The sequence below is a fragment of the Stenotrophomonas sp. STEN021 genome (assembly GCF_056760175.1).
In genome coordinates this window covers 33,116-58,720 of sequence record NZ_JBRREH010000016.1, presented here as the reverse complement: position 1 = coordinate 58,720, position 25,605 = coordinate 33,116, and the positions used below count along the sequence as shown (strand labels likewise).

The window sequence follows — 25,605 nt, the reverse complement described above, 5'->3', positions numbered from 1 at the left end:
CCCCCCCCCCCCCCCCCCCCCCGCGGGCTGGTGGGTGGTTGTTTTTGGGCGCGGCCCCCCCCCCCCCGCCCCCCCCCCCCCCCCCCCCCCCCCCCCCCCCCCCCCCCCCCCCCCCCCCCCCCACTACATGAGGGCATTGCCCGGCATTAACGGATGATCAGCGCACGCCTGTCTCGTTGCGCGCAATCACCAGACGCTGGATCTCCGAGGTGCCTTCATAGATCTCGGTGATCTTGGCATCACGGAAGTAACGCTCCAGCGGCATTTCCTTGGAATAGCCCATGCCGCCGTGGATCTGCACCGCCTGGTGCGCGATCCACATCGCTGCTTCCGACGCGGTCAGCTTGGCCACCGCCGCTTCGGTGGAGAAACGCTTGCCCTGGGCTTTGGTCCAGGCTGCACGCAAGGTCAGCAACATCGCTGCATCCAGCTTGCACTTCATGTCGGCGATCTTGGCCTGGATCATCTGGAAGCTGCCGATCGGCGCGCCGAACGACTTGCGCTCACGCACGTATTCCAGCGATGCCTCATAGGCAGCCCGGGCAATACCAACCGCCTGCGAGGCGATACCGATGCGGCCCGAATCCAGCAGGCTCATCGCGATCTTGAAGCCCTCGCCTTCCTTGCCGATCACATCTTCCGCTGCGGCAACGTAGTCCTGGAACTCGATCTCGCAGGTAGCCGACGCGCGCACACCCAGCTTGGGCTCGGTCTTGCCGCGGCCGAAGCCCGGCTTCTGCGTGTCGATCATGAAGGCGGTGATGCCGCGCGAGCCCTTTTCCGGCTCGGTCATCGCGAACAGCACGATGTAGCGCGCGACCGGGCCGGAGGTGATCCAACTCTTCTGGCCATTGATCACGAACGAACCATCAGCCTGCTTGACCGCGCGGCAGCGCATGGCGGTCGCATCGGAGCCGGACTGCGATTCGGTCAGCGCGAACGCGCCAATCTCGCGGCCCTCGGCAATCGCACGCACATAGGTCTGTTTCTGTGCCTCGGTGCCATAACCCAACACGGCGTTGCAGAACAGCGAATTGTTGACCGACATGATGGTGGCATGCGCCGCGTCGGCAGCGGACACTTCGATGATGGCCAGCACGCTGGAAATCGGGTCCATGCCGGAGCCGCCGTACTCGACCGGCACTTCAATGCCCATCAAGCCGTTCTCGCCCAGCAAGCGGATGTTTTCCAACGGGTATTCGCCCGTGGCATCGAAATGCTCGGCACTGGGGGCGATCTTCTCTTTGGCGATACGGCGCGCGACGTCCTGCAGCATCAACTGCTCGTCGGAATAACTGAAATCCACAACACCCCTCCCAGGGTTTGATCAAGTTGCGATTGTAACCATCGCAACCCCATTCAGCCTACGCATCACCTTGACCGAAACTGGCAACACAAGGAAAATATCTCTATATCGCGATAGGTAGATATTTATGGATCTGGAAGACTGGTCAACCCGTCTGAAAGTGTTCGCCGATGCGACGCGCGTGCGTCTGCTGACATTGCTGGAACAGGAAGAATTGACCGTGGCCGAGTTGTCGGCCATCACCACGCTGGCACAACCGCGCGTGTCTACCCATCTGGCCCGGCTCAAGGAAGCCGGCCTGGTGCGCGATCGCCGCGCTGGCGTCTCGGCGTATTACCGCTTTGACGAGGCTGCACTGGACCCGGCACAGCGCGCATTGTGGCATGCCTTGAGCAGCGGCAGCGACGACCCGCTGCTGCGCCAGGACGCCGAGCGGGTGCCTGCCGTGCTGGCCATGCGTGCCGCCGACCAGAACTGGGCTGACAGCGTCGCCGGTGACATGGAACGCCATTACTCGCCCGGCCGTACCTGGGAAGCGATGGCGCGCAGCGCCCTGCCGCTGCTGGAAACCGGTGACGTGCTCGACATCGCTTCCGGCGACGGCGTGCTGGCCGAACTGCTGGCCCCGCACGCACAGCGCTACGTCTGCATCGATACCAGTGCACGCGTGGTGGCTGCCGCCAGCGAGCGCCTGCGCAAGCTGCCCAATGTGGAAGTGCTGGAAGGCGACATGCACAAGCTGCCATTCGCCGATGGCAGCTTCGATCTGGTGGTGATGATGCACGCCCTCACCTACGCCAGCCAGCCAGCCAAGGCCGTTGCAGAATGCGCCCGCGTGTTGCGTCCGCAAGGCCGGCTGATGCTGTGCAGCCTGGCCCGCCACGAGCACAAGGCCGCCGTCCAGGCCTATGGCCACGTCAATCTCGGTTTCACCGGCAAGGAACTGCGCAAATTCGTCGAAAAAGCCGGGCTTGAAGTCTCCAGCCTGGAGACCGTGACCCGTGAAAAGCGCCCGCCGCATTTCGAAGTGATCTCGCTGATCGCCCATCGCCCCTGATACACCTACCTGGTTGATTGCCCCATGCACGCCCTGCCCTGGCTCCATCCCGAACGCGTCGCCAAGCTGCTCCGTGCGCTTGAACAGCGCATCCTGATCATCGACGGTGCCATGGGCACGATGATCCAGCGCCATCGTCTGGAAGAAGGCGATTATCGCGGTATGCGTTTCGCTGGTGGCTTCGACAGTGAACACGTGCACGGCGCGGGCTGCGAGCATGACCTCAAGGGCAACAACGACCTGCTGCTGCTGAGCAAGCCGGAAGTGATTGCCGGCATCCACACCGCCTATCTCGAAGCCGGTGCGGACCTGCTGGAAACCAATACCTTCAACGCCACCTCGGTCAGCCAGGCCGATTACCACCTTGAACATCTGGTCTACGAGTTGAACAAGGCCGGCGCGCAGGTGGCGCGCCAGTGCTGTGACGCGGTGGAAGCAACCACGCCGGACAAGCCGCGCTTCGTGATCGGCGTGCTTGGACCGACCAGCCGCACCGCCTCGATCAGCCCTGACGTCAACGATCCCGGCTTCCGCAACACCAGCTTCGACGAGCTCCGCGCCACCTACCGCGAAGCCATCGATGGTCTGATCGACGGTGGCGCCGACACCCTGATGGTGGAAACCATCTTCGACACACTCAACGCCAAGGCCGCGCTGTTTGCCATCGAAGAGGTATTCGATGCGCGTGGCGGGCGCCTGCCGATCATGATCTCCGGCACGATCACCGATGCCTCCGGCCGCACCTTGTCCGGGCAGACCGCCGAAGCCTTCCATGCGTCGGTTTCGCACAGCCAGCCATTGTCGATCGGCTTCAACTGCGCACTGGGCGCCACCGATATGCGTCCGCATGTTGAAACGCTGTCGCAGGTATCCAGCGGCTATGTCAGTGCCCACCCGAACGCTGGCCTGCCCAACGCCTTTGGTGAGTACGATGAAACCCCCGAGGAGATGGCCAGGACCCTGAAAGAGTTCGCCCAATCGGGTCTGCTCAATCTGGTCGGCGGCTGCTGCGGCACCTCGCCCGATCACATCCGCGCCATTGCCGAAGCCGTTGCCGGCTTGCCGCCGCGCGCGCTGCCGCTGGCTTCTGCCAAAGCTGCCTGAGGACCACACGATGAAGAAGATCCTGCTGGTCGGTGCCAGTGGCACCCTGGGCTCGGCGGTTGCGCAGCATCTGCGGCAGCACCATCAAGTCATCACGGCCTCGCGTTCGGACCCACTGCACAGCGTTGATCTGCGCAGCGATGACAGCGTGACTGCGCTGCTGCAGGCGGTCGGTCCGCTCGATGCCATCGTCGCAACCACCGGCAGCGTCCACTTCGGGCCTTTGACGGAAATGAGCCCGGCGCAGTTCGCGCAAGGACTGCAGGACAAGCTGCTGGGCCAGGTGCGTCTGGCCTTGCTCGGCCAGCACCATCTGCGCGATGGCGGCAGCATCACCTTGACCACCGGCATCCTCACCGAGCAGCCGATCGCCCAAGGCGCCAGTGCCACCAGCGTCAATGCCGCCATCGAAGGTTTCGTGCGTGCCGCGGCACTCGAACTAACGCGCGGCCTGCGCATCAACGCAGTAAGCCCAAGCGTGCTGAGCGAAGCGCTGGATGCCTACGGCGACTTCTTCCCCGGCTTTGAACCGGTCACCGCTGCCCGCGCCGCACTGGCCTACCAGCGCAGCATCGATGGCATCGCCAATGGACAGGTTTTCAAGGTCTGGTAATGAGCAACGACACCGCAACCCACTACACCCGTCTATCCGGTCTTGAACCGCTGGTCATCACTCCTGACCTGCTGTTCATCAACGTTGGCGAGCGCACCAATGTCACCGGCAGCGCGCAGTTCCGCAAGCTGGTCAAGGAAGAACGCTACGAGGAAGCCGTTGACGTCGCCCGTCAGCAGGTGGCCAGCGGCGCGCAGATCCTCGACGTCAACATGGACGAGGGCCTGATCGATTCCGAAAAGGCGATGGCGCGCTTCCTCAACCTGATCATGTCCGAGCCCGATATCGCCCGCATTCCGGTGATGGTCGATTCGTCCAAGTGGAGCGTGATCGAGGCCGGCCTGAAATGCCTGCAGGGCAAGAGCGTGGTCAACTCGATCTCGCTCAAGGAAGGCGAAGAACTGTTCATCGAACACGCCCGGCTGGTACGCCGCTACGGCGCCGCTGCGGTGGTGATGGCGTTCGATGAGGTCGGCCAGGCCGATACCTGCGAGCGCAAAGTCGAGATCTGTACCCGCGCCTATCGGATCCTGACCGAGCAGGTTGGCTTCCCGCCGGAAGACATCATCTTCGATCCGAATATCTTTGCCGTGGCCACTGGCATCGAGGAACACGACAACTACGCGGTGGACTTCATCGAAGCGACCCGCATCATCAAGCGCACGCTGCCGCATTGTCATGTATCCGGCGGCGTCTCGAACGTGTCGTTCTCGTTCCGTGGCAATGAAACGGTGCGGCAGGCGATCCACTCGGTGTTCCTGTACCACGCGATCAAGGCTGGCATGGACATGGGCATCGTCAATGCCGGTGCGATGCCGATCTACGACCAGCTCGACCCGGAGCTGCGCGAGCGCGTGGAGGACGTGATCCTCAACCGCCGCCGCGACGGCACCGAGCGCCTGCTGGAAATCGCCGAACGCTACAAGGGCAAGAAAGGCGAGAAGAAGGTCGAAGACCTGGCCTGGCGCGAGCGCCCGGTCCGCGATCGCCTTGCGCACGCGCTGGTCCACGGCCTGGATGCCTGGGTGGAGGAAGACACCGAAGAAGCCCGTCAGCAGTCCAATCGCCCGCTGGACGTGATCGAAGGCCCGCTGATGGACGGTATGAACGTGGTCGGCGACCTGTTCGGTGCTGGCAAGATGTTCCTGCCGCAGGTGGTGAAGTCTGCGCGCGTTATGAAGAAGGCCGTGGCCTATCTGCTGCCCTTCATCGAAGAGGAGAAGGCACGCACTGGCGACGTTGGCAAATCCAACGGCAAGATCATCATGGCCACCGTCAAGGGTGACGTGCACGACATCGGCAAGAACATCGTCGGCGTGGTGTTTGCCTGCAACAACTTCGAGGTGGTGGATCTTGGCGTGATGGTGCCAACACAGAAAATTCTGGATGCTGCCCGCGCGGAGAACGCCGACATCATCGGTCTGTCCGGCCTGATCACGCCATCACTGGAAGAAATGAGCCACGTCGCCAAGGAGATGCAGCGGCAGGGCTTCGAGATGCCGCTGATGATCGGCGGTGCCACCACTTCACGCGCACACACCGCCTTGAAGATCGACCCGTACTACAGCGCGCCAACGGTGTGGGTGAAGGACGCTTCGCGCGCGGTCGGCGTGGCCCAGTCGCTGATCTCGCGGGAGCTACGCGACAGCTTCATCGCCGCAAACGACGCCGACTACGCCGACATCCGCCAGCGCCATCGCAACCGAGGTGACGCCAAGCGTCTGGTATCCCTGGAGCACGCACGCGGCCAGCGCTTTACCTGCGACTGGAGCCAGTACACCCCGCCCACCCCGAACCAGCCGGGCGTGCATGTATTCGACAACTATCCGCTGGAAGACCTGCTGCCGGTGATCGACTGGACGCCGTTCTTCCAGGCCTGGGAGCTGGCTGGCAAGTACCCGGCGATTCTGACCGATGAGATCGTGGGTACGCAGGCCAGTGATCTGTTTGCCGATGCGCAGGCCATGCTCAAGCGCATCGTTGATGAGAAGTGGTTGACAGCGCGGGCTGTGTTTGGGATCTGGCCGGCGAATAGTGATGGCGACGATGTGCAGATAGCCCTTCTCCCGTCGGGAGAAGGTGCCCGAAGGGCGGATGAGGGTGCGGCATGCCAAACATCTCTGACTCCACGCACCCTCAACCCAACCCCCACTCCGCGCCCCGGCCCTTGCGCTGGCGCAAGGGCGTTCGAGGAGCAACGAACCAATGGTTCGCCAGCTGCTCCTCTCACCCCGGAGGGAGAGGGGCTTGAGCAACGCACCCTCCACTTCCTCCGCCAGCAGGTCGACAAGCCGGCCGAGCGCCCGGACTTCTGCCTGGCCGATTTCATCGCACCCGCAGACAGTGGCAAGCAGGACTGGATAGGCGCCTTCGCGGTCACCGCCGGCATCGGCATCGATGAACACGTTGCCCGCTTCGAAGCCGACCACGATGACTACAACGCCATCCTGCTCAAGGCCCTTGCCGATCGCTTGGCTGAAGCCATGGCCGAGCGCCTGCACCAGCGTGTACGCACCGAGTTCTGGGGCTATGCCAAGGACGAGCAGCTCGACAACGAGGCCTTGATCGCCGAGAAATACAGCGGCATCCGCCCTGCCCCGGGTTACCCGGCCTGCCCCGAGCACAGTGAAAAGCAGACCATCTTCCAGCTGCTGGACGCAGAAGGTATCGGCATGTCGCTGACCGAGAGCTTCGCCATGCTGCCCACCGCAGCAGTGTCTGGCTATTACTTCAGCCACCCGCAGAGCCAATACTTTGTGGTTGGCCGGGTAGCGCGCGAGCAGGTGGTCGACTATGCCAAGCGCAAGGGCGTGGAGCGGGCGCAGGTGGAACGCTGGTTGGCCTCCAATCTCGACTACGATCCGGAATGATCCGCAACTGCTGGCGGCGACAAGCTCGCCGCCAGCGCCTATCCTGCCCGCAGCCTTCCAAGCCCAGACCCCATGCAAAGCCGCAATGCAGAGCTGATCCGCAAGCACGCCGCGCCCGGCCGCATCGGCCTATGCGGCACCGATGACTGGGTCGGCAAGGCCATCCGCAAGGCGCAGGCGCCACTGACCCAGGACGGCCATCGCAGCCTGTGGTCGCATGCGTTCCTGTTCAGCGAGCAACGGCTGGACGGCCACTGGTGGGTATTGGAATCGGATCTGGACCTGCGCAATCGCCAGCTGCGACTGGGTGCGCAGGAGAACCGCGCCGATCGCTATTTCGACGACGAAGCCTTCCCGAATCTGGCCATCCTCGATTTCGGTCTGGATGCAGCACAAACCCACAAGGTGCAGGTTGCGGCCTTGGACCTGCTCTCAGGCCTGTCCAGTTACTCGCTGAGCGAACTGGTCGGCACCTTGTTCGCGATGCACAGTACCCGCCTGCGTAGACGCAGCAACTTGCTGTCCAAGGAAGGTGCACTGTACTGCTCGGCGATGGTGCAGCACTGCTATGCCGCCGCCGGCATCGACCTGCTGCCAGGCGTGCACGGCAAGAACGTGGCACCGCAGGACATCTACGACGCCGCCCTGCCACACACCACCCATTCGCTGATCCGCGACCTGGGCATTTCCAGCCTGCGTCGCTTCACCCATGGCGCCAAAGAGCTGCTGGATACGCCGGTCGAAGACTTGTTCTAACGACGTTGGCGACGTGCCGGTGCCCTGCCAGCGCCCCACTCAGCCCATTTCCTGCTCCAGCATCTGGATCAGCAACGCAGCCAGCGCCTTGGCTTCCGGATCCGCTGAAGGACGATGCAGCACTGCCAACTCGACGCTGTCGATCCGCGGCAAGCCAGTCTCAATCCCCAGCACCACATGCCCGGCTGTCATCGCGCGCGCCGGCAACAAGCTGATGCCCAAACCATCGGCAACCGCCGATTGAATGCCACCAAGACTGGAGCTGGTGAAACTGATACGCCAACGCCGACCCAGGCCTTCAACCGCGTCGATCATGTCTTCGCGGTACATGCCACGCGGCGGAAAGGCCACCAGCTGCACCGGTTCGGTCCCGAACGACGGACTGCTGGCACTGTCCACCCAGCACATGGGTTCCGGCCAACAGGCCACCCCCTCACGGCTGCCACGACGTTGCTTGACCAGGATCAGGTCGAGCTCGCCGCGGTCGTAGCCCTCGGCCAAGGCCCGGCTCAAACCACTGCTGACCTCCAGCTTCACCCGCGGATGGGTTCTGGTGAATTCTGCCAGTACCGGCGTGGTGCGCCCTGCCGCGAAATCCTCCGGCACGCCCAACCTGATCACCACAGCCGCGCCATCACCCGACAAGGCTTCTGCCAACTGCTCGTTGAGCGACAACATGCGCCGGGCATAACCCAGCACGGTCTCACCGATGTCGGTCGGCCGCACATCGCGTACCCCACGATCCAGCAGCCGATGCCCGGCAAGGTCCTCCAGCCGACGCACTTTCTGACTGATGGTGGACTGGGTGGAATGCAGGCGTGCGGCGGCGGCAGTGAAACTGCCGCAATCGGCCACCATCACCAGCGCCCGCAGCAGATCCAGCTCGAAGTAGGCCCTATTTGTTTTTGAACTGGACTCAACCATGACATTTAATTTCACGATAGCTCGGCGCACTTGTAGCATCGGCCGCAGCCTCGGGTAAACACCAGATCCGACAGCTCGCGTGCAGCCCTCTCGCTGGTGCCGTGCAGCGACGCTGACCTGGACCCGCTCGAAGGCCATCGCTTACCACTGGAATACGCCATGAAGACCACGCTGTACCTGCTGCTGTCCGCCGCCGCAGTCACCTCCCCCGCGATCGCCGCGGCGCCGCAGGCCGATGTGCTCATCCGCAATGCAACCGTGATCGATGTCGAACATGGTCGCGCGATACCCGACCAGACCGTCGCCATCCGTGACGGCAGCATCGTCGCCGTCGGTGACGATGCCCACGTCGGCACGCAATGGCGTGCGACCACTGCCGTCGATGGCCGCGGCCGTTATTTGATACCCGGCCTGTGGGACATGCACGTGCACTTTGGCGGTGGCCCGGCACTCATCGAAGAGAACAAGGCGTTGCTGCCACTGTATGTGGCCCATGGCATCACCACGGTGCGTGACGCCTCCGGTGACCTGGCCGAACAGGTGTTGTCGTGGCGCGGGCAGATTGCCAATGGCCAGTTGTTCGGGCCGCAGTTGTTCACCTCCGGTGCCAAGATCGAAGGCCTGGCACCGGTCTGGAAAGGCACGATTGAAGCAGGCGACAAAGCCGGCGTGGACGCCGCGCTGGATCGCGAGCAGCGCGACCAGGTCGACTTCGTGAAGATCACCGACAGCACCCTCAAGCCGGAGCTGTTCCTGTATGCCGTCAGCCAGGCCAAGGCGCGCGGCCTGCGCAGTTCCGGCCATGTGCCGATGGCGTTGACCGTGGGTCAGGCCATCGAGGCCGGCATGAGCTCGATCGAGCACCTCGACTACGCCTTCAAGGCCGGGGTCAAGGACGAGGCTGCAATCGCCGCCGATTTCGCCGCCGGCAGAATCGACCGGGCCGAAGCCAACCGCCGACTGCACGCCGGCTTCGACCGCGCCACGGCGATGGCCGCCTATCGTCGTTTCGCCGAACTGGGCGTTGCGGTGACCCCTACCCTGGATGGCGGCCGCATCGTCGACTTCCTTGATGTCCAGCCGCGCGACAACGACCCCTACCTGGCCTACATCGGCCCGGGGCTGCGCGATACCTACAAGTGGCGCGTCGAACGCGCCGCCAAGGCCACACCGGCACAGATCGAAGCACGCCACGCCCACTACGCACAGGTCGCCGCAGTTCTGCCGATGCTGCAGGAAGCCGGTGTGCACATCATGGCCGGTACAGACGCAGGCTTTCTGAACTCCTACAACTTCCCTGGAATCGGTCTGCACAACGAGCTTGCCCTGTATGTGCGCGAAGGGCTTACCCCCGTGCAGGCGCTGCAGTCGGCGACCCGCGCTGGCCCTGCCTGGTTCGGCAAGCTGGACCGCTACGGCGCGGTCGCCGAAGGCAAGGCTGCGGACCTGGTTCTGCTCGACCTCAACCCCTTGCAGGACATCACGGCCACGCGTGCAATCAACACCGTGGTGATGCGCGGCAAGGTCTATGACCGCGCCGCACTCGATGCCATGCTGAGCGATGCCAAGGCGCAGGTCAGCCAATGGAACGCGCAGGCCAAGCCCTGATATCTGCTTTTCCAGCGCCTGCCGATTTAGGGCGCCGGGCACGACCATGGCCCGGGCCAGCGCAGCCCGGGCCACATTGACCACACGCAAACCTGCAATTTTTGGGAGCGGCGTAAGCCGCGAAGCGGGAACACCATCAGATCGCACAGGCATCTGGAACTCCAACAAGGCCAGCTTCGCGGCTCACGCCGCTCCCACAATCGGATGCCAGCAGGCGTAAGCTGCTTGGCGAAAGCCAACAACTTTGCGCCAACGAGCGTTTGACTCATCCGAAACAATGGGAATCAACCGGATCGCCTCCCTGCGAACTGCCATCCAAAGACGGCAGAGGGCACAATAGCGGCAGCGGTGCATGCCACCGCCCCCCCTTGCCTGCCCAGCGCGTCCAGCGCCTCCCCATGACATCCGTTGCCCTGCCAACACAGGCCGTGCCAACCGCACGCTTGTCGAGCTTCTACTTCTTCTACTACGCCGCACTTGGCGCGTTCACGCCGTACTGGAGCCTGTACCTGCAGTCGCGTGGCATGACCGTCACCGCCATCAGCGTGATGATGAGCCTGTGGTACGCCACGCGAGTGATCGCGCCCAGTACCTGGACCTCGCTGGCCGCTGTTTCGCCGCGCCCGATCCGCTGGCTGCGCGTTGGCTGTGTACTGACCATCGTCTGCTTCGCCGGCTTCCTGGTGCCCGCACCGCCGTGGACCCTGTACGCGGTGATGATCGCATTCTGCTTCTTCTACAACGCGGTGATGCCGCAGTTCGAATCGATCACCCTCACCCACTTGGGCGCGGACAGCCATCGCTACGGCATGATCCGCGTCTGGGGCTCGGTGGGCTTCATCATCGTCGTCACCCTGTTCGGCTGGTTGATTGAAAAGCATGGCGCCGGCAAGTTGCCGTGGCTGATGCTGCCGCTGTTCGCGCTGATGGCAGGCTCGGCCTTCCTCAACCGCTATGCGCGCAATATCGGCGCGCGCAGCCAACACGAAGCAGGCTTCTGGAACATCGTGCGGCAGAAGCCGGTAATGGCCTTCTTCATCGCCGCCTTCCTCGAACAGCTGTCGTTCGGCCCGTACTACACCTTCTTCTCGCTTTACATGGACCAGCACGGCTACAGCACCTCGTTGCTGGGCCTGATGTGGACCGTCGGCGTGGTATTCGAAGTCGCCGTGTTTTTCCTGATCGCCCGCTTCTTCCGCCGTTGGGATGCCAGCTGGCTGCTGATCATCTCCATGGGCAGCGCCGTACTGCGCTGGTGGGTGACCGCGCTGTGGCCGGAGAACCTGCCGGTGATGCTGGTCGCACAGGCCACCCATTGCCTGGGCTTCGCTGCGTTCTTCGCCTCGGCCATGCAGCTGTTGGCACGCTATTTCCCGGGCACGCTCAACGGCCATGGACAGGGCCTGTTCTATGGTTTTTCGTCCGGCCTGGGCGGCGTGCTTGGGGCGTTGATCGCCGGCCAGTTGTGGCAGTTCGGCGACGGCAAGCTCGCCTTCATCGTCGGCGGCTGCTTCGCTCTGCTCGGCACCTTGATTGCCTGGTACTGGCTGCCGCCATCGCGGCAAGCGCGCCGCAACGGCGCCTGAGCCGGCACGCTGCCGCAACCTGGCGCGAGGGCGGCAGCAAAGCCCCTTCAGTGCTGCGGCGACGCCAGATGCCGGCGGAACGACGGCAGCAGTGCGCGGTTGCCATGACCGCTGAGATGATCACCATCAAAGAACAGCGGCCTGCCAGCGTCGTCGGGCAGACACACCTGCCCAGGACACAGCACGGGCAAGGGATCCCAGATCGTCGCGCCCGGCAGCGCCTGCGCCACCTGTTGCAAGCTGGACAAAGCAGGTGCCCGCAGTGCTTCCATGCGTTCGCGCGTAATTGCCATCCCGTTCACGCAGATCGGATTGGCACGATTGAACACATCGGAACAACGGAACGGGGGCGCGCCCAGCACCGGCTTGGGTGCTTCCAGCACGATCAGAACGCCGCGATCGGCCAAGGGCTTCAGTTCAGCGATTGCTGCCTGCACGTCCACAGCACGCTGGGCAACAGATGCATCACTCAGCACCGCTGCAAACACCTGCTGCTGATCGAACAAGCCGAACTGCTCAACCAATCGTGGCACTCGCAGACCTGGCAGGAACAACACATCACCGGCCCGCGCCTGCGCAGCTACATCGCTGAGTGTGTTGTGCACGTACGCATCACAGCCCGGATCGGTTTGTTGCCCACCTTGCAATCCGACCAGCGCACAGCCCGCATTGGCGTACAGCCGAACCTGCTCCCCGTCGAGCAGCACCACGCGGCGGAGCATTTCCCTATAGGCAAGCGCATGTGAATCGCCGGCCACGAACAAGCGCCGCGAGCTCCCTTTCTCTGCAGCACATTGGCCGCGCTCGAACTGCTGCACCTGACCGCCCGCCACCGGCAGGCGCGACACCAGCAGTTCGCAATCCGGGAACTCCTTGTTCAAGCCCTTGGCATAGGGATACCAGTCCAGCGGATGGCGACTGACCGTACTCAAGGAGATGTGCTTGGCAGCGCGCTCCACTTGTTTCTGCAGGCCCATGCCCAGCAGCAATGCCATCACGCCACCCGCCACCCAGCGCAGGTCCGAGCCACGCCAGCGCCTGCCAAAGCGCAGCGGCTGTTCGACCCATCGCCATGACAACCAGGCCAACAGCGCCGTGCAAGCCAATGCCAGTGCCCCGGTGGCCAGCGAGTCCAGGCCAAGCGTCCAGCGGAACAGCACGAATACCGGCCAATGCCATAAATAGAGCGAGTACGACATCCGCCCTATCACCAGCATTGGCCGCGCCGACAGGCTGCTGCCAATCCAGCCGGCGGCGGAGCGGTGCAGCAGCCCCAGCAAACCAAGCGTACCGAGCACCGGCCACAGGCCATCGATCCACGGCGAGTGACCGGGACGCGCAGCCCACAACCCGTAGGCCAGCAAGCTGGCGCTGCCCAACTGCAACAGCACAGACCAAGGCCCTGCTGGACGCGCTTCGGTGTTCGCACGCCCACGCATTGCGAGCAATTGAAACAGCAGCACGCCCGTACCCAACTGCCAGAACCGCGTGGTGGTCTGATAGAACGAAGCGATCTCATGCCCCCCCTGCAGCGCGCGGCTTATCGCAAACAACAACGAGCCGGCCGTGGCCAGGGCAAACAGCAGCATCGACAACCCCCTGCCCCGCCCGCCCTTGGACCAGGCCATGAACAACAACGGGAACAACAGGTAAAACTGCTCCTCCACACCCAGCGACCAGGTATGGGTGTAAGGGTTGAACTCACTACGTGGCGAGAAATAGTCATTGCCAGTTCCCGCCAACACCCAGTTGCTCAGCCCGACAAAGGCCATGCGCCCGGTCTTGCCGCTGGTTTCGCTGAGCCAAGATTCGGGAATGAACAGGGTGCTCAGCAGGCTGGTAGCAAGCAGGCACACCACCAGCGCCGGCATGATCCTGCGGAGGCGACGCGCATAGAAGCCCAGCATTCCCTTCCAGCCGATGCACCCGGATGACCGCGCCACCGAAGCACTGACCACATAACCGGATATGACGAAGAAGACATCGACACCGGTGAATCCGCCCGGCAACCAGCTCGGATTGAGGTGGTACAAGATGACCGCGAGCACGGCAACGGCACGCAGGCCGTCAACGTGGGGGAGGTAGCCTTCCTGCTTCAACTGCCCCTGCATGGTTTCCCTCGTCAAAAAAAAGGGCGCCAGCGGCGCCCGTTATCTGCATCATAGCCAATCGTTACCAGACCAGATCGTCCGGCACCTGGTACTGCGGGTCCGCGTACGGATCAGCATCTGCCGGGGCATTCGGGTCGACCTTCAATGCCACGGCCTGGGCAAATATCTCCTCGGCCTGCGCCAACACCTCGGCTGTCACCAACAGGTAGCGGCCATTCTGCTGCAGCACGCCGAGCTCGCCGGCGTTGAGCGCCTTGAGCTGGTCGGCATTGACATAGACGCGCTTGATCTTGCCGCCATAAGGGAAGTGACGGGCGATGTCGGCATTCGGGTCATTCAGACCCTTGTCCTTGATCAACTCATCGAGCTTCGCGCGCGCTTCGCGGCGCAGGCGTGCTTCTTCCTGCTTGGCCTGTTCGGCCTGGATGCGCTCGTCCTTTTCCTTCTGCGCACGGATCGCATAGGCCTTGGCCAGATCGATGTCTTCCTGTGAGCGGGGCTTGCGCGGACCCTGCTGCGGCCTGCCCTGCCCGGGCTTGCCCGGATGGGATGGCTTGCCGTGCTGCGCGGGCTTGCCTGCGTGGGCAGGCTTGTTGCCCGCCTGCTGCGGGCGGCCCTGGCCAGGCTTGCCCTGCTGGCGGCCGTCACGGCGCGGTTCGGGCTTGCGCTCCGGTTTGGGAGCAGGCTTGAAACCCAGCCCTAGCAGCTGGTCACGAATATTGTCACTCATAGGAAATATCAGTAGTGCGGGGGCGGTGGTTCATCGGCAGCATCGGCGTACAACGCCGTGCGCACCTTGCCCAGGTCATCAAGTAGGTGACGCAGCAGATCGGCATTGCGTGAGCCCTGCATACGGGCATCCGCCAATGCTTCGCTCATCTCCGCCAGCGCGTGCTCCTGGAAAGAGACGCGCATCTCCAGCTCAACCAAGCGTGCTTCCAGCGCCTGTTCGCGCTGCTCGGAAGTGGACTCATGCATGTACGGAACGTCCTCGGCCAATGCCGTAATACGCCAGGCCTGCGGCTTCGATCTCAGCCGGGTCGTAGAGGTTACGGCCATCAAATACCACCGCATCACCCAGCGCTTCGCGCATGCGCGCAAAGTCAGGGCTGCGGAACTGCTTCCACTCGGTGACAACCACCAGAGCGTCTGCACCATGCAATGCTGCAAAGGCGGAATCGCAGAACACCAGGTCCTCGCGCTCGCCAAAAACGCGTCGGGCTTCGCCCATGGCTTCCGGATCGAACACCTGCACCTTGGCACCGGCTTCCCACAACTGCGCCAATACACGCCGGCTCGGCGCCTCGCGCATATCGTCGGTGTTCGGCTTGAACGCCAGGCCCCATACAGCGAAAGTCTTGCCGCGCACACCCTCGTCTTCACCGCGGTCGTAATGCCGCTGGATCAGTTCGAACAGATGGCCCTTCTGGGCGGCGTTCACCGCCTCGACTGCGTTGAGCAGCTGCGGCTGGTGGCCATGCTGGGCAGCGGTACGCGCCAGTGCCTGCACGTCCTTGGGAAAACAGGAACCGCCATAGCCGGCGCCGGGATAAATGAAGTGCCAGCCGATGCGTGGGTCGGAGCCTATACCCTGGCGCACCTGCTCGATATCGGCACCTACGCGCTCGGCGATATTGGCAATTTCATTCATGAAGCTGATCTTGGTCGCCAACATCGCATTGGCGGCGTATTTGGTCAGCTCAGCCGAGCGCACGTCCATTTCCACGACACGGTCACGGTTGCGGTTGAACGGCGCATACAAGCGGCGCAGTACCGCCACCGCATGGGCGTTGTTGGCGCCAATGACGATGCGATCCGGGCGCATGCAATCTGCGACCGCATCGCCTTCCTTCAGGAATTCGGGATTGGAGACCACATCGAAGGCGATCTCCTGTCCACGCGCGGCCAGCTCTTCAGCGATGGCGGCACGAACCTTGTCAGCGGTACCTACCGGCACCGTCGACTTGTTCACCACCACAGCGGGCCGTGAGAGATGGCGGCCGATGGTGCGGGCCACCGCCAACACATACTGCAGGTCGGCGCTGCCGTCTTCATCCGGCGGGGTACCGACCGCGATGAAGATCACTTCACCGTGGCCGATGGCCTTCGCCGCGTCGGTGGTGAAGGCCAAGCGCCCGGAGGCGTGATTGGCCTTCACCATCGGCTCCAGGCCAGGCTCGTAGATCGGGATGATGCCCCGCTCCAGACCGTCGACCTTGGCCTGGTCGATATCGACGCAGACCACATCGTGCCCTACTTCCGCCAGGCAGGTCCCGGTGACGAGACCCACATAGCCGGTGCCGAAAATAGCTACACGCATGGTTGCGCCTACTCCGTTACTCAGCCTTACGGCATGATGCCCAGCAACTCGACGTCGAAGCTCAACGTCGCGTTCGGACCGATCGGACCGCCCTGGGTGCCGGCTTCGCCGTAGGCCAGCTCGCCCGGAATCCAGAAGCGGTACTTGGAACCTACCGGCATCAGCGCCACGCCTTCGGTCCAGCCCTTGATGACCTGGTCCAGACCAAAATCAACCGGCTGACCGCGCTGGTAGCTGCTGTCGAACACTTCGCCGTTGAGCAGCTTGCCTTCGTAGTTCACACGAACGCGGCTGCTGGCCATCGGGCGCTCGCCGCTGCCGGCACGGATCACCTGGTACTGCAGGCCCGAAGCAGTGGTCACCACGCCCGGCTGGGTCTTGTTCTTGGCGAGGAAGGCATTGCCTTCTTCACGGTTGGTCTGAGCGGCCTTGCCGGCCTCAGCCTTCATTTCGGCTTCCTTGGTGGCGCTGAATGCCTGCAGCACGCCCTGCGCCTGCTCGTGGCTCATCAGCGGGGTGCCCTTGGCGAACACCGTGCTGATCGCCTGGAACACCGAATCCAGATCAATCTCATTCTTGATGCGCGCCAGCGACGGACCAACGGCAAAGCTGCCCAGCATCAGGCCGACCTTTTCGCGGTCAACCGACGGCGGCGCGCTACCCGGTGCCATGCCCGGAACCTGCTGACCCGAACGCGCCATCATCACGGTGCGCAGTGCCTGATCGGTCTTCTGCGCATCTTCCTGCGACAGCAGCGGCTGGCCGCCAGCAAAGGCGTTCTCAACACCGCGGCGCATTGCGGCGACGTCGACTTCCGAGGCAATCGGCTCAAACGAGCTGGCCACGTCGATGCCGATGGCGTAACCAATCTTTTCACGATCCGAGGTCAAAACAGACTTCTCCTTGGTCGCCGCCGCAGCGGCAGGTTGTTGCGAAAAAACGACCCCGGGGGCCGCCATCGCCAAAATCAGAAGCGACGCAACCGCGCCACGCTTTCCCATCTTCATTCGCTGCATTCCTGGAAGTGAACAAACGCCACCGGCGGCGCGAGGGGCGATATTGTCGCACGCGCACCGCAGATGTCGAGGTACGTCAGCGCGGCGGTGCTGGTGCGGCCAGCGCGCGATCGATTGCCGCACGCAGTTCCGGGTCATCCGGCTTCACCTTGCTTGGAAACTGCGCCAGCACGCGTCCATCGCGGGATATCAGATATTTATGAAAGTTCCAGCCCGGTGCCACGCCACTGAGACGGGTCAGGTCCTGGTATAGCGGCGTCGCCTCCGGACCAATCACATGCACTTTTTCGAACATGGGGAACTTCACCCCATAGGTAAGTGTGCAGAACTCCTGGATCTGCGCCTCGCTGCCCGGCTCCTGGCCTTTGAAATCATTGGACGGAAAGCCCAACACGGCAAAACCACGCGGCGACAGTTCCTGCTGCAATGCCTCCAGCCCCTCGTATTGCGGGGTGAATCCGCACTTGGAGGCTGTATTCACTACCAACAACACCTTGCCGCCGTACGCGCGATTCAGGTTCACCTCGTCTTTTCCGGCCAGCGAACGGTAGTTGCGGTCCAGCAACGGGCCTGCAACCACATCCAACGCAGCACCAGTGCCTAGCACAAAAGCAACTGAAATCAATAAATTACGAATGTTCACTGGTTTCTCCCGAGCACTACAAGCAAGTTTGGAACGGCATAGGCCATCAGTTGGGTCGGAACCAGTTGCATGTCGGCGTGTCGGTGTTATAGTTGCATACAACACCAGCCACCCTACACAGGGGCCTCATGAACACCAAGCACGGCAGACACGCTCTCCACGCACTGATGGTCACAGGCACCTTGCTGTTGCTGGGCTGCTCCACATCCCTCGGCAACGGCCTGGCCGATGCCACGGATTATGCAGCCCGAGTGGGCGGTGATGGGCAGGATGCCGACGAAATCCCCAAAGCGAAACGGCCGGCCCGGCGCATGCGGACCAGTCTTTCGATGCCTTATTTTTCTTTCGCACAGCTGAATTCGCGGAGCTGACCCATGAGCGATATCCAGTGGAGCGATGGCGCTCCCATTTACCGCCAGCTGAAGGATCGCGTGATTGCGATGATGCTGGACGGGATCCTGAGGCCGGGCGACGCCCTGCCCTCGGTACGCCAGGTTGCGGCCGAGTACCAATTGAATCCGATCACCGTCTCACGCGCCTACCAGGAGTTGGCCGACGAGAACCTGGTCGAGAAGCGCCGTGGCCTTGGTATGTTCATGACCGAGGAGGCCGCACAGAAGCTGCGCGGCAACGAGCGTGATCGTTTTCTCAATGACGAATGGCCGGCCGTGCTGGAGCGTATCCAGCGCCTTGGCTTGACCATGAAAGATTTGCTGCCACCGGGGACCACTCTATGAACGCCGCCGTCGAAGCCGTCGTTTCCGCCAAGGGCCTGCGCAAGGCCTACAAGCAGAAGCCAGCGCTGGACAACACCAGCTTCACCATTGAACCGGGCCGCATCGTCGGCCTGATCGGCCCCAACGGCGCAGGCAAGACCACGGCGCTCAAGGCCCTGCTCGGCCTGACCTCGTTCGACGGCGACCTGCAGGTACTGGGCATGGACCCACGCAGCCAGCGCGATGATCTGATGAATGATGTCTGCTTCATCGCCGACGTGGCTGTGCTGCCGCGTTGGTTGCGGGTCAAGGAGGCCATCGATTTTGTTGCCGGCGTGCACCCACGCTTTGACCGCGCCCGCTGCGAGCGCTTCCTGGCCAATACCAAGCTCAATCCGAAGCAACGCGTCCGTGAGATGTCCAAGGGCATGGTGGTACAGCTGCACCTTGCCCTGGTGATGGCGATCGACGCCAAGATCCTGGTGCTGGACGAGCCCACCCTCGGCCTGGACATCATGTACCGCAAGGAGTTCTACCAGCGCCTGCTGGAGGATTACTTCGATGAGCAGAAGACCATCATCATCACCACCCATCAGGTGGAAGAGATCGAGCACATCCTGACCGACGTGCTGTTCATCCGTGATGGCTCGATCGTGCTGTCCTCCGACATGGAGGCACTGGCCGAGCGTTACACCGAACTGCTGGCCTCCGCCGACACGCTGCAGGCCGCCCGCGCCCTTGCTCCGATTGAAGAACGTGCCCTGCCATTCGGCAAGACCGTCCTGCTGTTCGATGGCGCCGACCGCAACCAACTTGCCGCCATGGGCGAAATCCGCACCCCCGGCCTGGCCGACCTGTTCGTGGCCACCATGAAGGGAACCTACGCATGAACGCCACTCACCACATCACCCCGCTTGGCAAGTTCAAATGGCTGCTCAAGCGTGAGTACTGGGAAAACCGGGGCGGCTTTGTCTGGGCCCAGGTCATCACCGGCGGCATCGCCATCCTGTTCGCCATCATCGGCGCACTGATTGGCGCGTTCGCCGCCCGCAACTCTGATGGCATCAACCATATGGGCGATGTCAGTGAGTACCTCAAGGTCATGGGCGCGTTCGGCGACGGCCTGCTACTGGCGGGCATCTTCCTGGCTTCGCTGATCCTGGCCTTCGTGGTGTTCTTCTACGCATTGGGCAGCCTCTACGACGACCGTCGCGACCGCAGCGTGCTGTTCTGGAAGTCATTGCCGGTCTCCGACACCCAGACCGTGCTGTCCAAAGCATTGTGGGCGCTGGTGTTGGCGCCACTGATCGCCATGGCCATCGGCCTGGCTGTCGGCCTGGTGTTGTGGGTGGTCGCCATGTTGGGCGCAGCCGGTGCCGGCGCCACCAGCCCCTGGGCGATCGCCACCCATTCCCACCCGTTCCGCATCCTTGGCCTGGTCCTCAGCACCCTGCCGGTGAGTCTGTTGTGGGCGTTGCCAACCGTGGGCTGGTTGATGTTCTGCTCGGCACTGGTGCGCACCAAGCCGTTCCTGTGGGCGGTACTGATCCCGCTGCTGGCCTGCACCATGATCAGCATCCTCGGCGCCATGCCGGGTGTGAAGCTGCCGCTGGGCTGGATCTGGTACACCGTTGCCTACCGCGGCCTGCTGAGCGTATTCCCCTCGTCCTGGCTTCCGCGCGGATTGACCGACACCAACATCAGTGGCAATGATCTGCAGACGCCTGCCGATCTGGTGCAGTGGCTGCTGCAGCATCACAGCCTCAGCAAGGTACTGTCCAATCCGGATATCTGGATCGGTGCGGTTGTCGGTATCGCCCTCATCGTCGCCGCTATTTACCTGCGCCGCCGTCGCGACGACATCTGACCCTCGATCAGGAGAATGTCCATGCACAAGACACTTGTACTTGCCGCTTTGCTGGCTGCGCCGGGCGCAGCCATCGCCAGCCAGCCCTGCGCGTTTACCGCACCGCAGGCGCTGAACCTGGACCTGGGCGGCAGCAAGATCGTGATGTTCGAGGTGAACAGCCATGATCTGCGCCTGCAGGCCAGCCCTGGAGCGAAAGCGGCCGTCAGCGGACGTGCCTGCGCCTCCAGCCAGGAACTGCTGGACCAGCTTTCGCTGAGCCAGCGCAAGGTCGGCAACAAGCTGGTGGTGACCCTGGAACGTAAAAACCAGGGGCTGAACATCAACATGGGCCACACCTACGCCTATCTTGACCTGACCGGCAGCCTGCCGGACGACATCCTGGTCCAGCTCAAGGTTGGCTCCGGCGATGCCTCGCTGTCCGGCGCGCAGAGCATGAGCGCCGACGTGGGTTCGGGCGATGTCAGTGCCCGTGACATCAAGGGTCTGGCCACGGCGGCGGTGGGCTCAGGCGATGTCGAGTTCCACAACATCGGCTCGCTGCATGTGCTGTCGGTGGGCTCGGGCGATGCCAAGGCCAATGGTGTGCGCGGCGATGCGCGCATAGGCACCGTCGGTTCCGGCGATGTCGAACTGCAGGGCGTGCAAGGCGCGGTGACGATTGAAAGCATCGGCTCAGGCGATGTCGATGTACGTGACAGCCGTGGCGCGGTGAGCCTGGGCTCGCTGGGCTCGGGCGACCTGGATGTACGCGGCGCCGCCAGCCTCAAGGTTGATCGGCTTGGCAGCGGTTCGGTGAATCATTCCGATATCCGCGGCAATGTCGATCTGCCGAAAAAACGTTGATTCCTTCCAACCGCAACGGAACGCACACCATGAAGACCCTCCACGCATCCCTGCTGGCCTTGGCACTGGCAATCCCATTGGCCGCCTGCGGTGAAAAGCCGGCCGCCAATGCGCCGGCGACCGACACCAGCGTTGGCGCCAAGTTCCGCGAAGCCACCGACAAAGCCCGCAAGGAAATGGCCGAAGGCAATATCAGTATCGGCTCCGACGGGGCCAAGGTGGAGCTCACCCCTACCGGCGACCTGCTGATCAACGGCGCATCCATCCCGCTCAATGACAGCCAACGCGCCATCACGCTGCGTTACCGCACGCAGATGATCGGCATCGCCGAAGCCGGCATCGACATTGGCGTGCAGGGTGCCAACCTGGGTGCGAAGGCCGCGGGCGAAGCAATCAAGGGGATCTTCTCCGGCAACTCCGAGCAGATCGAAGCACGCATCAATGCCGAAGCGGACAAGATCAAGGCCAGTGCCGCCAAGCTGTGCGACCAGCTGCCAGCACTGATGGCCACCCAGCAGCAACTGGCTGCGGCGGTGCCCGAGTTCAAGCCGTACGCAAGGATGGACCAGAGCGATATCGACGACTGCCGCAACGGCAACTCGCAGTCCTTCTGACCGGCACAGGCAGGGGCGGTAGAATGACCGCCCCTGTCGTTGCTGCCCCGATGCCATGAAAAAACTGTTGTTGCTGATCCTCGTTGCCTTCGCCACCCTGGCCACCGGCTGTGATCGCGAAAAGTACGCCGAGCACCGCAGCGAGCGCAGCAAGCCCAAGACCGAGGTCACCCTGGAGCGCATCGCCATCCGTCGCGCGCCCTATCCCAACCTGGACATCCTCCCGGACGGCCGCCTGCGCGTTGATGACATTGTCATTCCCTTGAACGCCGAGCAGCAGGAATTGCTGCACACCAGCTTCGTCAAACTGCAGATCCTGCGCCAGAACACCTTGGTGGATGCCGATCCGGCGCTGGCACAGGAACGCACGTTGCCGCTGCAGCTCCCGGAAGGCCAATCGCCGTTCCCCTCGGATCTGGCCAAGCAGATTCCCGAGTTCGAGAAATACGACGAAGCCCTGGCCAACCTGCGCGCCGTGCGCTGAGCACGCGCACAAATGCGGCTCTTTGTAGTGCCGAGCCATGCTCGGCAAGGGCTTCACTGGTAGAGCCTCTGCCGACCATGGGTCGGCACTACAGGACTCAAGCTAGTGCCGAGCATGGCTCGGCACTGCAGTCCCCGACCTCAATGGTCGTGGATGCCGCCCAGGGTCAGCGCTGCCGGATCCAGCAGGCGCTTCAGTTCGGCCTCGGACAAACCACTGTCCTCCAGCGCCACTTCCAGCACCGGCCGCTGCTCCTTGTAGGCGCGCTTGGCAATTGCCGCCGCCTTCTCGTAGCCGATCATCGGGTTCAGTGCGGTCACCAAGATGGGATTGCGGGCCAAAGCCTCGCGCACCCGCTCCTGTTTGACCACCAGACCCACGAAGACCTTGTCGGCCAGCAACGTCATCACGTTGGACAGCAACTGGATCGAATCCAGCAGATTGGCCGCGATCAGCGGCAGCGCCACGTTCAACTGGAAGTTGCCGGTCTGCCCAGCCACGGTGATCGCCGCATGGTGACCAATCACCTGCGCAGCCACCATCACCGTTGCTTCCGGAATCACCGGATTGACCTTGCCCGGCATGATCGAGCTGCCCGGCTGCAAGGCCGGCAGCTCCACTTCGCCCAGCCCCGCCAGCGGACCGGAGTTCATCCAGCGCAGGTCATTGGCGATCTTGATCAGGGCCACCGCCAGCGCATTGAGCTGGCCTGACAACTCCACCGCGTCATCCTGCGCAGCCAGCCCTTCAAATTTGTTGGCGGCACTCTCGAACTTGACCCCGGTACTGAGCGACAGCGCCCGAGCCACCTTGCCGCCAAAGCGCGGGTCGGCATTGATGCCAGTGCCGATCGCGGTACCGCCCAACGGCAAACGACGCAGGCGCTTCAAGGCATCCTCGATACGCCCTTCGGCCGAGGCCAGCTGCGCCGACCAGGCACCGAATTCCTGGGCGAAGGTCAGCGGCATCGCGTCCATCAGGTGGGTGCGGCCGGTCTTGACGATCTTGCCCAGGGTACGGGCGCGCTTGTCGATGGTCTTGCGCAGGTGCTTGAGCGCCGGCAGCAGCGATTCCACCACTTCGAGCTGGGCCGAGACGCGGATGGCGGTCGGGATGACGTCATTGGAGCTCTGCCCCAGATTGACGTGATCGTTGGGATGCACCGCGGTCTTGCCGGCCTTGCCGCCGTGGTTGGCCAGCGTGGCGATGACCTCGTTGGCATTCATGTTGGACGAGGTGCCCGAGCCGGTCTGGTAGACATCGATCGGGAACTGGCTGTCATGCGCGCCGATCGCCACTTCGGCCGCCGCCGACTGGATCGCCTTGCCAACGCCCTTGGGCAGTAAGCCCAGGCCGGTGTTCACCTCAGCCGCTGCGCCCTTGATCAGGCCCAAGGCGCGAATGAAGGCGCGCGGCATGCGTTGCCCGGAGATCGGGAAATTCTCTACGGCGCGCTGGGTCTGCGCGCCCCATAGGGCCTCGGCAGGCACCTGCAGTTCGCCCATGCTGTCGTGCTCGGTCCTGAAACCGTTCTTGGAAGCCTTGCTCATCGTCAACTCCGCACCATCTGATTGTTGGGAAAAGGGAAGCTGCGGCTGGCAATGGGCAGGCTTCCCTGGCTGGCGGCTGCCGACACCATACTCGCCACGCCCAGCAATGGCACCTGCGCCCGACGGGATTCAACGGCCCGCCAGCGGCCGTTGCCCCGGCAGCGTAGAATATGCGCCCCCGCCACTGCCCAACCGCCTGCCGCCATGACGGATACGTCCCGCCAAGAAGCCGCCCTGCTCGCCCTGTCCCCGCTTGATGGCCGTTATGCCGGCAAGGTCGACGCATTGCGCCCGATCTTCTCCGAGTACGGCCTGATCAAGGCCCGCGTCAAGGTCGAGATCGAATGGCTGCTGGCGCTGGGCGCCGAGCCGGGCATCACCGAGCTGGCCGACTTCTCGGCGGCCGGCAAGGCCAAGCTGCGCGCACTGGCCGACGGCTTCTCGGTCGAGAACGCTGCCCGCGTCAAGGAAATCGAGCGCACCACCAACCACGACGTCAAGGCCGTTGAGTACTTCATCAAGGAGCAGCTCAAGGACGACGCCGAGCTGGCGCCGGCGCTGGAGTTCGTGCATTTCGCCTGCACCAGCGAGGACATCAACAACCTGTCCTACGGCCTGATGCTGGCCCAAGCCCGCGACAAGGTGATCCTGCCCGGTTACAGCGGCATCGCCGCCTCGCTACGCACGCTGGCCCATGCCCAGGCCGAACAGCCGATGCTGTCGCGCACCCACGGCCAGACCGCCTCGCCGACCACCCTGGGCAAGGAACTGGCCAACGTCGTCGCCCGCCTGGAACGGCAGATCCGCCAGATCGGCGCGGTCGAGCTGACCGGCAAGATCAACGGCGCGGTCGGCAACTACAACGCCCACGTCGTGTCCTACCCGAACATCGACTGGCCGGCCTTCGCCGAGCGCTTCGTCACCTCGCTGGGCCTGGTGTTCAACCCCTACACCACCCAGATCGAGCCGCACGACAACGTCGCCGAGATCGGTGATGCCGCCCGCCGCGCCAACACCATCCTGATCGACCTGGCCCGCGACATCTGGGGCTACATCTCGCTGGGCTACTTCAAGCAGAAGCTCAAGGAAGGCGAAGTCGGCTCCTCGACCATGCCGCACAAGGTCAACCCGATCGATTTCGAAAATGCCGAAGGCAACTTCGGTATCGCAAATGCCTTGTTTGAGCACTTCAGCGCCAAGCTGCCGATCAGCCGCTGGCAGCGCGACCTGACCGACTCCACCGTACTGCGCGCCGTCGGCACCGCCTTCGGCCACAGCCAGGTGGGCCTGGAGTCGCTGGCCAAGGGCCTGGGCAAGCTGACCGTGAACCCGGAGCGCCTGGACGCCGATCTGGACGCCGCATGGGAAGTGCTGGCCGAAGCCGTGCAGACGGTGATGCGCCGCCACGGCCTGCCGAATCCCTACGAGCAGCTCAAGGCCCTGACCCGCGGCCACGGCATCACCGCCGATTCGATGCGCGAATTCATCGAAACCCTGGAACTGCCGGCCGACGCCAAGCAGCGCCTGCGCGAGCTGACCCCGGGTGGGTATGCCGGTTTGGCGGCGCAGCTGGCCAAGGCGATCTGAGCAGCAGAAATGCTGAATGCTTGAAGC

Annotated in this window: 23 protein-coding genes and 1 pseudogene; 15 read left to right on the top strand and 9 right to left on the bottom strand. The window is 63.4% G+C overall.

The annotated features are described in order from the left end of the window. Positions 1 to 157: 157 nt before the first annotated feature. A complete protein-coding gene (locus tag ACVOL0_RS05360) occupies positions 158 to 1,306 on the bottom strand; it encodes an acyl-CoA dehydrogenase family protein (RefSeq protein ID WP_481548209.1) in 1,149 nt (382 codons plus the stop codon). 127 nt (positions 1,307 to 1,433) lie between these two features. Between ACVOL0_RS05360 and ACVOL0_RS05355 the strand changes: the two genes are divergently transcribed. The 5 genes from ACVOL0_RS05355 to ACVOL0_RS05335 all read left to right on the top strand — a co-directional run bounded on the left by ACVOL0_RS05355 (position 1,434) and on the right by ACVOL0_RS05335 (position 7,706). Next, a complete protein-coding gene (locus ACVOL0_RS05355; RefSeq protein ID WP_481548208.1) occupies positions 1,434 to 2,363 on the top strand; it encodes an ArsR/SmtB family transcription factor in 930 nt (309 codons plus the stop codon). A 24-nt stretch (positions 2,364 to 2,387) separates the two neighbouring features. Next, on the top strand, positions 2,388 to 3,467 hold the full coding sequence (locus tag ACVOL0_RS05350; protein ID WP_481548207.1) for a homocysteine S-methyltransferase family protein: 1,080 nt from the start codon (positions 2,388 to 2,390) through the stop codon (positions 3,465 to 3,467). 10 nt (positions 3,468 to 3,477) lie between these two features. Then, the gene (locus ACVOL0_RS05345; RefSeq protein ID WP_481548206.1) at positions 3,478 to 4,080 is read left to right on the top strand and encodes a short chain dehydrogenase; all 603 of its coding nucleotides are present in this window, start codon (positions 3,478 to 3,480) and stop codon (positions 4,078 to 4,080) included. Further along, entirely contained in the window at positions 4,080 to 6,950 is a 2,871-nt protein-coding gene (gene metH / locus ACVOL0_RS05340) for a methionine synthase (protein WP_481548205.1), read from the top strand. Before ACVOL0_RS05345 ends, metH begins: the two co-directional genes overlap by 1 nt. A gap of 72 nt (positions 6,951 to 7,022) precedes the next feature. Further along, entirely contained in the window at positions 7,023 to 7,706 is a 684-nt protein-coding gene (locus ACVOL0_RS05335) for a hypothetical protein (protein ID WP_481548204.1), read from the top strand. A 39-nt stretch (positions 7,707 to 7,745) separates the two neighbouring features. On the opposite strand, the gene ACVOL0_RS05330 is transcribed toward ACVOL0_RS05335, so the two are convergent. Beyond that, the gene (locus ACVOL0_RS05330; protein ID WP_481548203.1) at positions 7,746 to 8,630 is read right to left on the bottom strand and encodes a LysR substrate-binding domain-containing protein; all 885 of its coding nucleotides are present in this window, start codon (positions 8,628 to 8,630) and stop codon (positions 7,746 to 7,748) included. 159 nt (positions 8,631 to 8,789) lie between these two features. Between ACVOL0_RS05330 and ACVOL0_RS05325 the strand changes: the two genes are divergently transcribed. Both ACVOL0_RS05325 and ACVOL0_RS05320 read left to right on the top strand, forming a co-directional pair. Then, entirely contained in the window at positions 8,790 to 10,238 is a 1,449-nt protein-coding gene (locus tag ACVOL0_RS05325; RefSeq protein WP_481548202.1) for an amidohydrolase family protein, read from the top strand. Between the two features lie 398 nt (positions 10,239 to 10,636). Continuing rightward, positions 10,637 to 11,824 carry an MFS transporter gene (locus tag ACVOL0_RS05320; protein ID WP_481548201.1) on the top strand — a complete coding sequence of 396 codons (1,188 nt, stop codon included), beginning with the start codon at positions 10,637 to 10,639 and terminating at the stop codon, positions 11,822 to 11,824. Between the two features lie 47 nt (positions 11,825 to 11,871). Here the strand turns inward: ACVOL0_RS05320 and ACVOL0_RS05315 are convergent, their stop codons facing one another. From ACVOL0_RS05315 to ACVOL0_RS05290, 6 genes and pseudogenes are all read right to left on the bottom strand, one after another. Further along, the gene (locus tag ACVOL0_RS05315; protein ID WP_481548200.1) at positions 11,872 to 13,935 is read right to left on the bottom strand and encodes an acyltransferase family protein; all 2,064 of its coding nucleotides are present in this window, start codon (positions 13,933 to 13,935) and stop codon (positions 11,872 to 11,874) included. 61 nt (positions 13,936 to 13,996) lie between these two features. After that, complete coding sequence (locus ACVOL0_RS05310; protein ID WP_481548199.1) at positions 13,997 to 14,665, bottom strand: DUF2058 domain-containing protein; 669 nt, start codon at positions 14,663 to 14,665, stop codon at positions 13,997 to 13,999. A gap of 8 nt (positions 14,666 to 14,673) precedes the next feature. Beyond that, positions 14,674 to 14,913, bottom strand: coding sequence for a SlyX family protein (locus tag ACVOL0_RS05305; RefSeq protein ID WP_481548198.1), 240 nt, complete (start codon positions 14,911 to 14,913; stop codon positions 14,674 to 14,676). Continuing rightward, entirely contained in the window at positions 14,906 to 16,255 is a 1,350-nt protein-coding gene (locus tag ACVOL0_RS05300) for a UDP-glucose dehydrogenase family protein (protein ID WP_481548197.1), read from the bottom strand. The genes ACVOL0_RS05305 and ACVOL0_RS05300 overlap by 8 nt, the downstream gene beginning before the upstream one ends. A 26-nt stretch (positions 16,256 to 16,281) precedes the next feature. Further along, entirely contained in the window at positions 16,282 to 17,262 is a 981-nt protein-coding gene (locus tag ACVOL0_RS05295; RefSeq protein ID WP_481548196.1) for an FKBP-type peptidyl-prolyl cis-trans isomerase N-terminal domain-containing protein, read from the bottom strand. A gap of 85 nt (positions 17,263 to 17,347) precedes the next feature. Further along, positions 17,348 to 17,839: pseudogene (locus tag ACVOL0_RS05290) on the bottom strand (glutathione peroxidase); the annotation flags it as partial. A gap of 203 nt (positions 17,840 to 18,042) precedes the next feature. Between ACVOL0_RS05290 and ACVOL0_RS05285 the strand changes: the two are divergent. Genes ACVOL0_RS05285 through ACVOL0_RS05255 form a run of 7 tightly spaced genes read left to right on the top strand, consistent with a single transcriptional unit; the run spans position 18,043 to position 22,441 of the window. Next, positions 18,043 to 18,285, top strand: a complete 243-nt coding sequence (locus ACVOL0_RS05285; RefSeq protein WP_481548195.1) for a hypothetical protein — start codon at positions 18,043 to 18,045, stop codon at positions 18,283 to 18,285. Positions 18,286 to 18,288: 3 nt separating this feature from the next. After that, positions 18,289 to 18,651 carry a GntR family transcriptional regulator gene (locus tag ACVOL0_RS05280; protein WP_481548194.1) on the top strand — a complete coding sequence of 121 codons (363 nt, stop codon included), beginning with the start codon at positions 18,289 to 18,291 and terminating at the stop codon, positions 18,649 to 18,651. After that, positions 18,648 to 19,520 carry an ABC transporter ATP-binding protein gene (locus tag ACVOL0_RS05275; RefSeq protein WP_481548193.1) on the top strand — a complete coding sequence of 291 codons (873 nt, stop codon included), beginning with the start codon at positions 18,648 to 18,650 and terminating at the stop codon, positions 19,518 to 19,520. The genes ACVOL0_RS05280 and ACVOL0_RS05275 overlap by 4 nt, the downstream gene beginning before the upstream one ends. After that, positions 19,517 to 20,497, top strand: coding sequence for an ABC transporter permease (locus tag ACVOL0_RS05270; RefSeq protein WP_481548192.1), 981 nt, complete (start codon positions 19,517 to 19,519; stop codon positions 20,495 to 20,497). The genes ACVOL0_RS05275 and ACVOL0_RS05270 overlap by 4 nt, the downstream gene beginning before the upstream one ends. A 21-nt stretch (positions 20,498 to 20,518) precedes the next feature. Continuing rightward, entirely contained in the window at positions 20,519 to 21,343 is an 825-nt protein-coding gene (locus ACVOL0_RS05265) for a DUF4097 family beta strand repeat-containing protein (protein ID WP_481548191.1), read from the top strand. Positions 21,344 to 21,372: 29 nt separating this feature from the next. Continuing rightward, the gene (locus ACVOL0_RS05260) at positions 21,373 to 21,957 is read left to right on the top strand and encodes a DUF2884 family protein (RefSeq protein ID WP_481548190.1); all 585 of its coding nucleotides are present in this window, start codon (positions 21,373 to 21,375) and stop codon (positions 21,955 to 21,957) included. Positions 21,958 to 22,012: 55 nt separating this feature from the next. Further along, a complete protein-coding gene (locus ACVOL0_RS05255) occupies positions 22,013 to 22,441 on the top strand; it encodes a hypothetical protein (RefSeq protein WP_481548189.1) in 429 nt (142 codons plus the stop codon). A 140-nt stretch (positions 22,442 to 22,581) separates the two neighbouring features. Here ACVOL0_RS05255 and ACVOL0_RS05250 read toward each other — a convergent pair whose 3' ends face one another. Next, positions 22,582 to 23,991, bottom strand: a complete 1,410-nt coding sequence (locus ACVOL0_RS05250) for a class II fumarate hydratase (RefSeq protein ID WP_481548188.1) — start codon at positions 23,989 to 23,991, stop codon at positions 22,582 to 22,584. 204 nt (positions 23,992 to 24,195) lie between these two features. Here ACVOL0_RS05250 and purB point away from each other — a divergent pair, with 204 nt between their 5' ends. Continuing rightward, positions 24,196 to 25,578: an adenylosuccinate lyase gene (gene purB, locus ACVOL0_RS05245; RefSeq protein ID WP_481548187.1), complete on the top strand. Its 1,383-nt coding sequence runs from the start codon at positions 24,196 to 24,198 to the stop codon at positions 25,576 to 25,578. Positions 25,579 to 25,605: the final 27 nt, after the last annotated feature.

Excerpts from the sequence above, each read along its gene's own strand:
- ACVOL0_RS05275 (WP_481548193.1), top strand. The coding sequence starts at position 18,648 with ATGAACGCCGCCGTCGAAGCCGTCGTTTCCGCCAAGGGCCTGCGCAAG.
- ACVOL0_RS05295 (WP_481548196.1), bottom strand. The coding sequence starts at position 17,262 with ATGAAGATGGGAAAGCGTGGCGCGGTTGCGTCGCTTCTGATTTTGGCG.
- ACVOL0_RS05260 (WP_481548190.1), top strand. The coding sequence starts at position 21,373 with ATGAAGACCCTCCACGCATCCCTGCTGGCCTTGGCACTGGCAATCCCA.
- ACVOL0_RS05345 (WP_481548206.1), top strand. The coding sequence starts at position 3,478 with ATGAAGAAGATCCTGCTGGTCGGTGCCAGTGGCACCCTGGGCTCGGCG.
- metH (WP_481548205.1), top strand. The coding sequence starts at position 4,080 with ATGAGCAACGACACCGCAACCCACTACACCCGTCTATCCGGTCTTGAA.
- ACVOL0_RS05305 (WP_481548198.1), bottom strand. The coding sequence starts at position 14,913 with ATGCATGAGTCCACTTCCGAGCAGCGCGAACAGGCGCTGGAAGCACGC.
- ACVOL0_RS05330 (WP_481548203.1), bottom strand. The coding sequence starts at position 8,630 with ATGGTTGAGTCCAGTTCAAAAACAAATAGGGCCTACTTCGAGCTGGAT.
- ACVOL0_RS05315 (WP_481548200.1), bottom strand. The coding sequence starts at position 13,935 with ATGCAGGGGCAGTTGAAGCAGGAAGGCTACCTCCCCCACGTTGACGGC.
- ACVOL0_RS05280 (WP_481548194.1), top strand. The coding sequence starts at position 18,289 with ATGAGCGATATCCAGTGGAGCGATGGCGCTCCCATTTACCGCCAGCTG.
- ACVOL0_RS05285 (WP_481548195.1), top strand. The coding sequence starts at position 18,043 with ATGAACACCAAGCACGGCAGACACGCTCTCCACGCACTGATGGTCACA.
- ACVOL0_RS05310 (WP_481548199.1), bottom strand. The coding sequence starts at position 14,665 with ATGAGTGACAATATTCGTGACCAGCTGCTAGGGCTGGGTTTCAAGCCT.
- ACVOL0_RS05265 (WP_481548191.1), top strand. The coding sequence starts at position 20,519 with ATGCACAAGACACTTGTACTTGCCGCTTTGCTGGCTGCGCCGGGCGCA.
- ACVOL0_RS05320 (WP_481548201.1), top strand. The coding sequence starts at position 10,637 with ATGACATCCGTTGCCCTGCCAACACAGGCCGTGCCAACCGCACGCTTG.
- ACVOL0_RS05300 (WP_481548197.1), bottom strand. The coding sequence starts at position 16,255 with ATGCGTGTAGCTATTTTCGGCACCGGCTATGTGGGTCTCGTCACCGGG.
- ACVOL0_RS05355 (WP_481548208.1), top strand. The coding sequence starts at position 1,434 with ATGGATCTGGAAGACTGGTCAACCCGTCTGAAAGTGTTCGCCGATGCG.
- ACVOL0_RS05255 (WP_481548189.1), top strand. The coding sequence starts at position 22,013 with ATGAAAAAACTGTTGTTGCTGATCCTCGTTGCCTTCGCCACCCTGGCC.
- ACVOL0_RS05270 (WP_481548192.1), top strand. The coding sequence starts at position 19,517 with ATGAACGCCACTCACCACATCACCCCGCTTGGCAAGTTCAAATGGCTG.
- ACVOL0_RS05350 (WP_481548207.1), top strand. The coding sequence starts at position 2,388 with ATGCACGCCCTGCCCTGGCTCCATCCCGAACGCGTCGCCAAGCTGCTC.
- ACVOL0_RS05250 (WP_481548188.1), bottom strand. The coding sequence starts at position 23,991 with ATGAGCAAGGCTTCCAAGAACGGTTTCAGGACCGAGCACGACAGCATG.
- ACVOL0_RS05325 (WP_481548202.1), top strand. The coding sequence starts at position 8,790 with ATGAAGACCACGCTGTACCTGCTGCTGTCCGCCGCCGCAGTCACCTCC.
- ACVOL0_RS05335 (WP_481548204.1), top strand. The coding sequence starts at position 7,023 with ATGCAAAGCCGCAATGCAGAGCTGATCCGCAAGCACGCCGCGCCCGGC.
- purB (WP_481548187.1), top strand. The coding sequence starts at position 24,196 with ATGACGGATACGTCCCGCCAAGAAGCCGCCCTGCTCGCCCTGTCCCCG.